Below are 11,818 nucleotides of genomic sequence, written 5' to 3'. Positions count from 1 at the left end.
GGCCGAAGAAAAACCGGATCCGTTTCCGGACCCGGTAATAGTTTCACAAGACTGTGAAGGGGTTTACGCCTTGCCGGTCACCTGAAGCGCAAAGGCTTGCACGAGGGCAACTTCCTTCAGCCGGTCAAAACGTCCCGATGCCCCGCCATGTCCGGCGTCCATATTGGTTTTGAGCATTACGAGACTGTCACCGGTCTTTGTCGCGCGGAGTTTGGCAACCCACTTGGCCGGTTCCCAGTAGGTCACACGCGGGTCGGTCAGACCTGCAAGGGCGAAGATCGGCGGGTAGTCCTTGGTTTCGACATTGTCATAAGGCGAATACGAAGCGATGTACTCATAGGCGCCCTTGTCGGTGATGGGGTTGCCCCACTCAGGCCATTCCGGCGGGGTGAGGGGCAGCGTGTCATCCAGCATGGTTGCCAGCACATCGACAAATGGGACTTCAGCAACGATGCCGCCGAATTTCTCCGGCGCCATGTTCGAGATCGCACCCATCAGCATGCCGCCGGCCGACCCGCCCTGCGCAATGATGTTCTGGTGGCTTGTGAAGCCTTCCTTGACCAGATGATCTGCCGCCGCGATGAAATCTGTGAAGGTGTTCTTCTTGTTCTCCCGCCGTCCGGCCTTGTACCAGCCGAAGCCTTTTTCCTTGCCGCCGCGGATATGGGCAATGGCATAGACAAACCCGCGATCGACCAGCGAAAGACTGTTCGTGTTGAAGCTGGCCGGGATGGAAATGCCATAAGACCCATAGCCATAGAGCAAGAGTGGGGCCGAGCCGTCCAGCGGTGTGTCTTTCCGGTAGAGAATTGAGACCGGTACCGTTTCGCCGTCAGCCGCCGGTGCCATCAAGCGCCGGGTGACGTAGTCATCGGCCTTATGGCCGGAGGGCACTTCCTGTTCCTTGCGTAAGGTGCGTGCGCCCGTTGCGACATTGTAGTCGAACGTTTGTGACGGCGTCGTCATGGATGAATAGGAAAAGCGGATGATCTCTGTGTCGAATTCATACCCGCCAGACAATCCCAGCGAATAAGCTTCCTCGTCAAAGGCGACATAATGTTCGTCGCCGTCTGCAAGGTTACGAATGACAATCCGCGGCAAGCCATCTTCCCGCTCTAAACGGGTCATGAATGTCTTGTAGACGCAGTGGGACAGGATCAGGCACCCGGCCTTGTGCGGCACCAGATCGCGCCAGTTTTCCCGGCCTGGTGTGGCTTTCGGAGCCGTCACAATCTTGAAGTCTTCCGCGCCGTCGGCGTTGGTCAGGATGTAAAGCGTGTCGCCATGGTCATCGACGGAATACTCGATGCCGGTTTCGCGAGCAGCGATCAGGGCGGGCGCTGTTGTGGGCTGATCCGCCGGGATCATCCAGATTTCGGACGTCTCGTGATCATGAATGTCGATGACAATCGTGTTGCCGGACTGCGTTTTGCCGACACCCATGAAGAAGCCAGGGTCTTTTTCTTCGTAGATGAGCACATCTGTCGCTGGGTCCGTACCAATTTCATGGCGGAAAAGTTTGGACGGCCGGTGATTGGCATCAAGGCGGATATAAAAGACGTATTTGCTGTCCGCGCAGAAAACACCGCCGCCGCTCGTGTCTTCGATGACGTAACCGGTGTCTTCACCTGTCTCTAGATTGCGGAACTGGAGGGAGTAATACTCAGACCCCTTGTCGTCGTAGGCCCAGGCCAACAGCTTATGGTCCGTGGAATGGCTGGCGCCGCCGATCTTGAAATAGGCTTTGCCGTCGGCTTCCTTGTCACCATCCAACAAAATGGTCTCTTCACCACCATCGCGCGGTGTTCGGTAGAAGATCGGCTGCTGTCCGCCCGTCTTGTATTTCAGGCTGTAGGCATAAGGGCCATCAGGGGAGGGAACCGCGCTGTCATCTTCCTTGATGCGGCCCCGCATTTCGGAAAACAACGTTTCCTGCAACGCTTTCGTCGGCGCCATTTGCGCCTCGTGATAGGCGTTTTCCGCCTCAAGATACGCCCGGATGTCGGCATCTAGGACACTGGGGTCTTTCATGACCTCCTGCCAATTGTCGGCCCGCAGCCAACTGTAGGCGTCTTGCCGGGTAATGCCGTGGGTTTCAATTTGGACGGGGCGCGCTTCAGCGCGTGGAGGGAGCGTGTCGTTTTTCATGAAATCGGAGGTAAGGTGTTTGTCCGGTCAAGGCAAGGGCGATCAAGCGTGGCGTCTGTGCTGCCACATCACCTGTATTTCACGCGATCGGGAAACGCACTCAGATCGAGCCTGTCTGCCACTGGGCTTGTTTTTCCGATGAAGAGGATCGACTCGTTTGCCTTGATTTCGTTGATTGAAACTTCCGAGGGGGATTTGCTGTTCAGCAGGATTTCTGCCGCCAACTCCGCAGCAGCCTCGCCGCGCTGCCAATACGCTTCGCCAAAAGCCAAAGAAACACCATGGTCCACCAGCGCCGGGGACGCTGTTACACTCACGATGTTTGGCGGCAATATCTGCTTCAAAAGATAAGCTTTCTGCACGAATGATGATGTCGAGGTGACATAGACAACATCTGCGGCTTCCAGCTGTGACCTCATCAGTTCCACATGCAATTCGGCATCTTCCACATCGGGAATGAACCGCACACGCAGTGTTTGTTTTTCCAAAACATCCGCGACATTTGTGACCTTATCGGCTTCTGTGGTGGAGTTGGGTTCTCTTGGATCGAACAACACCGCTATGGTTTCATACGGGTAGACCTGCTCCAGCAACTGCAAGATAACTTCTGCGGAAAGGGATTGTTTGACACCGGTCGCGCCGCGCGTTGGCATATGCATCGACAGCGTGATGTTATTGCCGATCGGATCAGACACGATGTTAAAAACCACCGGAACATTGCCCACCCCGAAATTGAGAAGGGTGTTGGTTGCAGTTGTTCCGAAGGTGTAGATAAGGTTTCTCTTTTCAAGATCGGACCGATTGGCCCTCAAGAAGCCTGCAAGATTGGTTTCACTCCGCCCGGCGTCGAAATGATGAAACTTCGCTTTTATTCCGAGCTCGCTCAGCCGCGACAAAAAACCTTGTTCAGCGGGGGTCATTCCACGCCACGTGATTATCTGGATGTCCTGTTGATCAGAGGCGGAAGACCCGCCACCAGGGAACGCCAAGCATAGGAACGACGCCATCAGTAATAATGTCAGGGTCTTTTCGATAATACGAAACACGTCTTCCCGCTTGTCAGATAGCTTTCAAGGTTTTGGTCGGGTGTATGCAGGTTGTCGGCGCAATCCTATTTCACAAAGTCTTATGAATCCATTTCATCAAACTTAGCTTTTTGCGACTTATGTCTCTGAAATATTAGGTATATTTGCCGATAAGGGCTATGTTTATGAGCCCGGCATTCAAATTTGGGTCGCAGAACTCCGGCCTTGATAGGTCGGCGCTTTCGATTGAGGGGGCATCTGAAACTGTTGAACAGTTCAGACAGCCGCTGCGAGGCGACGCTTACCCTTCATCAGAATGAAAATCATGATGGTGATGTTGAGGAAGTTCCAGGCGATACCATTCAAAAACGCTGCCTGGTAGGATCCGGTTAGGTCGTAGATCCACCCGGACAGCCATCCTCCAAGTGCCATGCCGAGAATAGTCCCCATAATGACGAGCCCGACCCGTTGTCCGGCCTCACGGGCAGGAAGGTATTCGCGGACAATTACGGCATAGCTCGGGACGATCCCGCCCTGGCTCAGCCCAAAGATCAGGGACACGAGATAAAGAGATGCAAGCCCGTTGAAAGGTATGAACAAGAACAGGGCAGCACATTGCAAGACTGAGCCGATCAGCAGGGTCCGAACGCCGCCAATATTGTCGGCCAATACACCCGACACCAGCCGGCTGGCAACGCCTGCGGCTGTCATGATTGCAATCATCTCTGCACCCGGCGCTACGCCGTATCCAAGGTCGACGCAGTAGGCGACGATGTGGACTTGCGGCATGGCCATGGCGACACAACATCCCAACGCTGCCACAAACAGCAGCATCTGAAGCGCTTGCGGTGACAATCCTGCAGAAGCCTGGTGGAAACCGGAGGGAGCAGGAGCTGTGCTAAACGCCGTTTCTGGTGGCCTTCTGCGCAGTGCCAATGCGAGCGGAATCATCGTGACTAGACAAATGACTGCGATGAGAAAGTAAGTATCGCGCCAGTCTCCCGTGCCGAGATTCCATTTGATCAGGGAGGGCCATAGCACGCCGGCCAAATAGTTACCGCAGGCGGCACAGGCAACGGCCAAACCACGCCGTTTGACAAACCAGTGAGATACGTCGGCAACAAGCGGGCCGAAAGTTGCCGATGTTCCAAGGCCGATCAGCAGTCCTTGGGCGAGCGAAAACACCCAGATGTTTGGTGCGGCTGCCGCGAGCGCGAAACCTGCGCCGAGACTAACGGCCGAAGCTATGACCGGCAGGACAATGCCGTACCTGTCGACAACCCGTCCGAGAAGGTAGTTGCCAAGACCAAAGCCGATCATCGTCAGCGTGTAGGGTAGGGCAGATCCGGCCCGGTCAATGCCAAAGTCCACTTGGACAGCCGGCATGATAATCACCACCGCCCACATTCCCGCGCCACCAAGCGTGCTCAGCAGGATCGAGACAGCCAGGCGAAACCAGGCGTATGACCCATCGGGCGCAAAAGCATCGTTTTTGGCAGTGGCAGACATCGGCAATTCTCAAGGAAGACTTGCCGGAATGACTATCAGGTCAGGTCCTTTGCGGCCAATGAATATCCTTGAAGCGATCGACAAGCAGCGTGAATGGATCGCCGGAACTGTTTTGGCTTCCAGGTGTCACCCAGCGTTGATATCGTTCGCGCACATTTGTGTCCGCTCGCCGTTTTCAAGTTCAAACGCTGCACAATCTGCTTCTCTTTGTGCGCCCGGGATATGCCTCGCGACTGGGGCTTTAAGCGCTTTCTGGCCCAAACTACCTATTTCTCCATCCTTGTATCCAACCATGTGCAGGACCCTGCGATTGTTGGATGGCAGGATGATGAAGGGAAGGACTTGAGCATCGGCTTTGACCGTTGCGCTCAGGTTTTGCTCTCGCGCGCCAATCTTGTGATTTGAAAATCCACGGAGCGCGTGCGCCAGCTCCAGTTTATTCCCTTGCCAGCGTGCGATTTGCAATGTTCCACCAATGTGCGGCGTTTCAACGAACGCAATTTGCTTTTGTCCGGTCCCGAGATAATCCGCGATCCCGGCAATGTTGAGCCAGCGGTTCGTCCGGCCGATGGGCCGGGAACTTGCAAGTTCAACCAATTGATCGCCTTGAAGCCCAAAAACAGCCACACTCGCACCAGCTGACAGAAAGGCGCGGATAGTCACGATTTCCGGCTTACCGTCGCCGTTCAGATCAACAATTCGCGGTGTGCGATCTTCAAACACCTGGTCTTGTGACAGAGTGACGGCGAAAGCTCTCCCGCCGACTTTGAGATGCAGCGATCCGCCCTCAATCCCATCGCCCAAAATCGCATGACCATAGCGATCCGTGGGGGTGCCGTACCAGGCGGCATAGGTCGTTCCATTGTGGTGAAGTCTTGCGACGTCACCGTCCGGCAACCGGTCCTGTGCTGCAACGCTATCCTCCATTGCCAAGGCGCCAATCAGCACTGCTGGCAGCATCAGGAGTTTCAAGCAAGCCGTCACCGTCATCACATATCCTTTGCGAGCCAAGAAAAGAAGCCGTTGGCCAGCGGAGCCAAACTGTTCGCTTCCATTCTCCTGACGGTACTCACGTGGAGATGTTTGTGGGGTAAATCCTGCGTTACGCGCGGTTTATTGGAGGTAGCTGTCGACGATCTGCCAATATCTAGGATCCCGCCAAACCTTGGAAACAGCCTTTGACAAGCGGGCTTTCAGGGCGGGGGACACAGACTTGTTGGCGGCCAGCCATTGCACGCCGTGCGAAAGTGGGGCTCCGATCTGAAGGCGTGTGTGATCGAAGCCCTGTTTTCGAGTGATGTAACTTGCGCGCATAGAAATGGTGTACCAGGCATCGACCCGTCCGGCCTGGAGCATCCGGGCCATCTGTTCTGCGGTGGCAATCTCGGTCAGGTTTGTCAGGCCATTTCGCCGTAAGATACGGGCTCTCTGGCTGCCCAGATGTACTCCAATGACCTTGTTGTCTGCCAGCGCCTGTTCAAAGCTGTCGATTTGCTCATCGAGGGTGATGAAGGCGCTTTCCGTATAAATCAGAGGGGCAATGTACTTCAGTTTTGCGCTGCGTTTTCGCGTGTAGGCCAGGGAAAAAATGAGAGACCCCGGCGTGTTTTCGACGAGTACCTGCGCCCGTTTCCAAGGTGCAAACCGGATATCGAGTTCGATATCCGCCTCTTTCGCGACCAGTTCCATGATCTCAACGGCAATGCCCCGTTCCTCGGAATTAATCGACAAGGGGGGAAGAAACCCAGTGTAGGCGATGATCTTGTCTTGGCTTCGGGCCCCTGCGGTGAAGGCAGCGTATAAGCTTGCTCCCAACAGGACATGTCCCAGTATCCGAAGAATAGGCAAGGTGTTTCCCCCGAAAGTGCGGCGAGTTATCAGGGGAAATACCAGTGTTATGTTAAAGGAGGCCTAAAGTCCCGCAAAGAAATGTCATGAATGAGTTCAATGGTTTGGGCTTTCATAATGTCTTGCCGGAAGCCGCCATTTGCCGCAACGAAGCTCTGCGGCATTACTCTTTTGGCTCAAAGGACATCGCGTGGCCGTTCAGGCAATAGCGCAGTCCTGTTGGCGGCGGGCCGTCTGGAAAAACATGCCCAAGATGCGCATCGCATTTGTTGCATCTGATCTCCGTACGGATCATGCCGTGGGACCGGTCCTCAATCTCGCGTATCGCACCTGGATTTGCTGCTTCGAAGAAGCTCGGCCAGCCGCAGCCCGCATCAAACTTGGTGTCCGAATGGAAAAGCTCGGCACCGCAGCAGACGCAATCGTAGCGGCCGGCGTTGAAGCTGTTCCAGTAGGGGCCCGTATAGGGGCGTTCCGTGCCCGATTGACGGGTGACATAAAACTGCTCGGGCGTGAGCTGCGCCATCCATTCAGCCGTTGATTTTTTGATTTTTGTGTCGGTGTCGTCGCTCATTGTCTTTTCCTAGCTTTGTACCGACTAAGAAATAAGAAAATCACTGGAACCGGCAAGAGGCGCAAGCTCATCCGCCAAGGACGCTCATTGAGAATTTGACACGGTTTCCGCCTTCCTGACGGGCCTGAAAAACACAAGATTCTGAAGCAGCTAACAGAAACTCTGAGCTTTCCGCGACGCCTTTGTGTTCGGCAACTGCGCAGGCTGTACCGACCGAAGCGGTAACGACACCGTTATGAGCTGTGTTCCCAGGGTTGGGGATCCCCAAGTCTTGAATCGCGACTTGTATGTAGGCGCTGATGGTTTCTGCGCCCATTTCGTGTGTTCGAGGCAAAAGCAATGCGAACTCCGACATCGCAATCCGGGCGGCAACGTCGGCGGGCCGCCGCGCGGTGTCTTTCAGAACGTCTGCCACTTTCGACACGCAGTCGTCTGCAGCGCTCTGCCCGTACTGGTCGGAAATCGCGTCAAACTTGTCGACCGAAACCTTGATAAGGGTTGTGTGAGTGTTTTCGCGCAGCGCGATTGCCCACTCCCGGTTTAACGTGTCTTCGAAAGCGCGGCGATTGAAGAGACCGGTCAAGGGGTCCGTCTGCGTGGCCGCTTCCAGCAGCCCTTCGAGTTCCTTTTGCCGCGCAATGCTCCGAAAGAAGACCGCAAAAGCGGCCGGTTCTCCGCCTTGTTCTATGAGGTGCGTTGTCACTTCGGCCCAAACAAGTGAACCATGTGCCGAGCGAAGCTGCAGGTCGGCATGGGGCAAGCTGACGTCTGGTGTTGCTGATCCAGACAGAATCTTGTGAAGCGTCTCCGCCTCCGGATTGGGAGGGCCAAGGTAGACGAGGTCACTTAAATGTTCCGGCAACTTTTCGGAGTCCCAGCCAAACAATCGGGCAGCGGACGGTGAGGCATACTCCAAGTTTCCGGTGAGGCTCAGCTGAAGGATTGCGTCGCCGCTGAGAGACAAAAGTGTTTCGAAATTCAAATTGCTCGGCTGCGAAGCTGCAGCTCCGGACGCTGTCCCCCCATTTTGGTCCAAAGCCATGCGTTGCCTCGCTTAATTTTGCCGCTGAAACCACCGCGACGTTCCTTAAAGTGAACGGTATTAGGAACGTGAAATCAAGAGGCTTGCGGTAATAGGGGATTGTTCGCGGATCTACAGCTTGATCCAGAACGCAGTCGCATAGAAATCGTCGTTTACGTCATGAGACTGGCTTCATCTTAGGTGTTGCTTTGCAGTGGGATGCTTACTGCTGATTTGGTTGGCCGGCGGGCGTACAAAGGCTGAATGTCGCAAAAAGACAAATGGAATCAATTTTTAAATACTTTTGCACGAAGCTCGCAGCGTCAAGGGAGGCAGCACCCTGGCGTTGAGTAAGGTATTGAATGGTCACGCGTTGTGCCTTGAAGTCCAAAAAACGGGTCCCAATTACGCACCTGACAGTTCCTATCCCGCTATTATGCCCCCCAAAGACATCGATTCGTTCAGCATATCCGCGATGCTCCATCGGCAACCGTAACGAAAGATCAGTATGACGCCCGCAGTTACTGACGAAACCACGCTTCTGGCTGTGCTTGCGCCGTTCGCGGCTGCAGTGGCCGCGCCGTTCTTGACGAAGTGGTTCAAACACAACGCGGCGTGGCCGCTGGCGGTGGTTCCCGCGCTCATCTTTTTGCATTTCGCAGGTTTTGTCGCACCTGTTTCGGAGGGCCAGTCCTTCGTTGCGGCGGTCGCTTGGGCGCCGAGCTATGGTGTGAACTTCTCCATTTATGTCGATGGATTGTCTACGCTTTTTGCGCTTCTGATCTCGGGGATCGGAACCTTCATTATTCTGTATGCCGGTGGCTATCTAAAAGGCCATCCGCAGCAAGGCCGTTTCTTTTCGTTCCTGTTTCTTTTCATGGGCGCAATGCTGGGGCTCGTGCTCGGCAACAACCTGATTTCCATGTTTATTTTCTGGGAGTTGACGTCAATCACGTCCTTCCTATTGATTGGCTTTGACCACCTTCGGGCGGCGTCCAGACGAGCAGCAATCCAGGCCTTGGTGGTGACGGGCGGTGGCGGCTTGATTTTGCTGGCCGGTTTCATTGTCATCATTTCTGCGACCGGTGAAATCGAGATGTCGGTGCTTCTGGCTTCGCCCAATATCATCAAGGACACAGGCCTTTATGTGCCGATTTTCCTGCTGGTACTCGGCGGAGCGTTTACGAAATCAGCCCAGTTTCCGTTTCATTTCTGGCTTCCCAATGCGATGGAAGCGCCGACGCCCGTCTCCGCGTTCCTTCACTCCGCAACGATGGTCAAGGCAGGTGTTTACCTCCTTATGCGCATGCACCCGCTTCTCGGAGACACCGCGCTCTGGACGACGGTTTTGCCGCTCTTTGGCGGTGTCACTTTGTTGGTGGGTACCATTCTGGCCGTGCGTCAGACCGATCTGAAATTGATGCTGGCCTACACAACGGTGGCGTCTCTCGGTCTTCTCGTTATGTTGACCGGCACAAGCCATGAAAAAGCGCTTGAGGGCGCGGTTCTTTATCTATTGGCGCACTCGCTGTTCAAGGGCGCACTATTCATGGTTGCCGGAACCATCGATCACGAAGCCGGCACCCGGGACATCCGATATCTTGGTGGCTTGCGCTCTGCGATGCCGATCACGTTCGGGGCTGCCTGTCTGGCAGGGCTGTCGATGTCAGGACTTCCGCCCTTCATTGGTTTTATCGCCAAGGAAGTTCTTTACTACGGTACATGGGGATGGCCGGACTTTGGCCTCCTAATCACTGTCGTGGCCGTTGTCGGCAACTCATTGATGCTGGTGATCGCAGCGGCCGTTGCGATCAAGCCGTTCTTCGGCCCAGCGGTCGACACTCCGAAACACGCTCACGAGGGGCCGGTGTTGTTGTTTGCCGGTCCGGTGGTGTTGTCTGTGTTGGGGTTCATCCTTGCGGTCATCCCGCACACAACAGGCGTTCTGTTTATCGGCCCAACTCTGTCATCCTTGATTGGGTCTTTCACCGAGATCGATCTGCATCTTTGGCCGACCAAGATCAACGCCCCGTTGATCTTGTCTTTGATCACGATCGGCATGGGGATTTTCCTGTTTACCCAGCTCGACAAGCTCAGAGCTCTCATAGCTGGAACGCTGACTGCCATCGGTTGGGGACCGGACAAAGGCTTTGACCAGGCAATCGCCGGTATTGTGTCGTTGTCTTCTGCCATTACCAGAGTGGTGCAGGGCGGTAAGATGCAAACCTATATGGCGCTGACATTTCTGGCCGCCGGTGCCGCGGTATTGGTGCCGGGGTATGTTGGCGGCGGCTGGCCAGCCATGCCCAAAATGCCCACCTACACGTTCTATGAGTGGAGCATTTTCCTGATCGCGGTGCTCGGTCTGATTTCGGTGCTGGTCGCGAAGACGCGTCTGACCGCCATCGTCTCTCTCGGCATCCAGGGTTTTGCGGTTGCCTTGATCTTCCTCCTCTTTGGTGCGCCGGATCTGGCTTTCACCCAGTTGATGGTTGAAACGCTGTCGGTTGTTATTCTGGCGCTTGTAATGACCCGCCTGAATCTGTCCCCGCGGGATCATCGCAATGGTGTCTCGACGCTTGTTACCGGCGCTATTTCCGTATCGGTCGGCCTTGGTCTTGGCTTGACCTTGATGGCGATTACACAGCAGCCCTTCGACCGCAGACTGTCGGACTTCTTCACCGAGTACAGCAATTCAATTGCCTACGGCCGGAACATCGTGAACGTCATCCTCGTTGATTTCCGCGGTATTGATACGCTCGGTGAAATCGCGGTGGTTGCCCTGGCCGGGCTTTGTGTCCTTGCGCTGATCCGCGTGCACACGAAAAAGACACTTCCTGAGGACGAGCTCATTGATCCGTCCGATACAGGCGCAAAGAAGGAGGCCGTGTAATGCGTACCGTCATTTTCCGAACCATTGCGCCGTATCTGTCCGCTCTGATGGTGCTGTATTCCATCTTCGTCCTTTTGCGCGGACACAATGAACCGGGTGGCGGTTTCATCGGCGGGCTGATTGCAGCCTCCGCACTCGCGATCTTTGGTATTGCCTGCGGCGTTGCAGCTGTGCGCCGCGCGATCAAGGTGCATCCCATGAGCATCGCCGGCTTTGGCTTGTTCATTGGAGCTGCAGCAGGCGTGATCTCGTTGTTCACCAATCAGCCTTTCATGACCAGCCAGTGGTGGCCGATCGATCTGTTCAATGTCCAGATCAAGCTGTCGACACCGTTGATCTTCGACATCGGGGTCTACCTGGTGGTGGTGGGCGCGATCAGTTCGATTGCGTTGGCGCTGGAAGAAAGGGAGAGCGACTGATGGAAACCGGTCTTTCTATCCTTGTCGGGCTGTTCTTCGCTGTCTCTGTCTACCTCATGCTTTCCGAGCAGCTGGTGAGAATGTTGCTCGGCATCGCGATCCTCGGAAACGCGGTCAACATGTCGATTTTCGTCAATGGCCGTCTGACCCGTGAGGTGCCGCCCGTCATTCCGGAAGGGCTGATGGTGCCAACAGAGGTGATCGCCAATCCGTTGCCGCAGGCGCTGGTGCTGACGGCTATTGTGATCTCCTTTTCCTTCTTTGCGTTCCTTCTTGTGCTGGCCTTCCGGGCCTACCAGGAAGTTGGCACGGACGACGTCAACGAAATGCGCGTTGCCGAGCCTGAGAACGATCCGCTTCCGCCGCAAGGGTACTGATCTG

At 55.3% G+C, this 11,818-nt stretch carries 10 protein-coding genes; 3 read left to right on the top strand and 7 right to left on the bottom strand.

Annotation, left to right across the window (positions count from 1 at the left end; genetic code table 11):
- Positions 1-63: 63 nt before the first annotated feature.
- The 7 genes from RBB44_RS22315 to RBB44_RS22285 form a co-directional block, all read right to left on the bottom strand.
- Positions 64-2,148 (bottom strand): S9 family peptidase, encoded by a 2,085-nt coding sequence (locus tag RBB44_RS22315; protein ID WP_306150038.1) that lies wholly within the window; start codon positions 2,146-2,148, stop codon positions 64-66.
- Between the two features lie 68 nt (positions 2,149-2,216).
- Complete coding sequence (locus RBB44_RS22310) at positions 2,217-3,155, bottom strand: ABC transporter substrate binding protein (protein ID WP_306150148.1); 939 nt, start codon at positions 3,153-3,155, stop codon at positions 2,217-2,219.
- 294 nt (positions 3,156-3,449) lie between these two features.
- On the bottom strand, positions 3,450-4,682 hold the full coding sequence (locus RBB44_RS22305) for an MFS transporter (RefSeq protein ID WP_306150037.1): 1,233 nt from the start codon (positions 4,680-4,682) through the stop codon (positions 3,450-3,452).
- 126 nt (positions 4,683-4,808) lie between these two features.
- Positions 4,809-5,672 (bottom strand): hypothetical protein, encoded by an 864-nt coding sequence (locus tag RBB44_RS22300; RefSeq protein WP_306150036.1) that lies wholly within the window; start codon positions 5,670-5,672, stop codon positions 4,809-4,811.
- A gap of 123 nt (positions 5,673-5,795) precedes the next feature.
- Entirely contained in the window at positions 5,796-6,497 is a 702-nt protein-coding gene (locus RBB44_RS22295; RefSeq protein ID WP_306150035.1) for an ABC transporter substrate-binding protein, read from the bottom strand.
- Positions 6,498-6,693: 196 nt separating this feature from the next.
- Positions 6,694-7,104 carry a peptide-methionine (R)-S-oxide reductase MsrB gene (gene msrB, locus RBB44_RS22290; protein WP_133946732.1) on the bottom strand — a complete coding sequence of 137 codons (411 nt, stop codon included), beginning with the start codon at positions 7,102-7,104 and terminating at the stop codon, positions 6,694-6,696.
- Between the two features lie 67 nt (positions 7,105-7,171).
- Positions 7,172-8,146 carry a diguanylate cyclase domain-containing protein gene (locus RBB44_RS22285; RefSeq protein WP_306150034.1) on the bottom strand — a complete coding sequence of 325 codons (975 nt, stop codon included), beginning with the start codon at positions 8,144-8,146 and terminating at the stop codon, positions 7,172-7,174.
- Between the two features lie 487 nt (positions 8,147-8,633).
- On the opposite strand from RBB44_RS22285, the gene RBB44_RS22280 reads away from it, so the two are divergent.
- Genes RBB44_RS22280 through RBB44_RS22270 form a run of 3 tightly spaced genes read left to right on the top strand, consistent with a single transcriptional unit; the run spans position 8,634 to position 11,814 of the window.
- Positions 8,634-11,018, top strand: coding sequence for a putative monovalent cation/H+ antiporter subunit A (locus RBB44_RS22280; protein ID WP_306150033.1), 2,385 nt, complete (start codon positions 8,634-8,636; stop codon positions 11,016-11,018).
- A complete protein-coding gene (locus RBB44_RS22275) occupies positions 11,018-11,437 on the top strand; it encodes a Na+/H+ antiporter subunit B (RefSeq protein WP_306150032.1) in 420 nt (139 codons plus the stop codon). The genes RBB44_RS22280 and RBB44_RS22275 overlap by 1 nt, the downstream gene beginning before the upstream one ends.
- Positions 11,437-11,814: a Na+/H+ antiporter subunit C gene (locus RBB44_RS22270; RefSeq protein WP_306150031.1), complete on the top strand. Its 378-nt coding sequence runs from the start codon at positions 11,437-11,439 to the stop codon at positions 11,812-11,814. The genes RBB44_RS22275 and RBB44_RS22270 overlap by 1 nt, the downstream gene beginning before the upstream one ends.
- Positions 11,815-11,818 lie beyond the last annotated feature (4 nt).

Origin of the sequence: Roseibium sp. MMSF_3247, from assembly GCF_030733765.1 — a bacterium.
In the GTDB taxonomy this organism is placed as follows: Bacteria; Pseudomonadota; Alphaproteobacteria; order Rhizobiales; family Stappiaceae; genus Roseibium.
The sequence above is the reverse complement of the archived record's forward strand: the minus strand, read 5'-3'. Positions and strand labels throughout refer to the sequence as shown.

Coding starts and splice junctions, on each gene's coding strand:
- RBB44_RS22280 (WP_306150033.1), top strand. CDS start 8,634: ATGACGCCCGCAGTTACTGACGAAACCACGCTTCTGGCTGTGCTTGCG.
- RBB44_RS22270 (WP_306150031.1), top strand. CDS start 11,437: ATGGAAACCGGTCTTTCTATCCTTGTCGGGCTGTTCTTCGCTGTCTCT.
- RBB44_RS22275 (WP_306150032.1), top strand. CDS start 11,018: ATGCGTACCGTCATTTTCCGAACCATTGCGCCGTATCTGTCCGCTCTG.
- RBB44_RS22310 (WP_306150148.1), bottom strand. CDS start 3,155: ATGGCGTCGTTCCTATGCTTGGCGTTCCCTGGTGGCGGGTCTTCCGCC.
- RBB44_RS22305 (WP_306150037.1), bottom strand. CDS start 4,682: ATGTCTGCCACTGCCAAAAACGATGCTTTTGCGCCCGATGGGTCATAC.
- RBB44_RS22300 (WP_306150036.1), bottom strand. CDS start 5,672: ATGACGGTGACGGCTTGCTTGAAACTCCTGATGCTGCCAGCAGTGCTG.
- RBB44_RS22315 (WP_306150038.1), bottom strand. CDS start 2,148: ATGAAAAACGACACGCTCCCTCCACGCGCTGAAGCGCGCCCCGTCCAA.
- RBB44_RS22285 (WP_306150034.1), bottom strand. CDS start 8,146: ATGGCTTTGGACCAAAATGGGGGGACAGCGTCCGGAGCTGCAGCTTCG.
- msrB (WP_133946732.1), bottom strand. CDS start 7,104: ATGAGCGACGACACCGACACAAAAATCAAAAAATCAACGGCTGAATGG.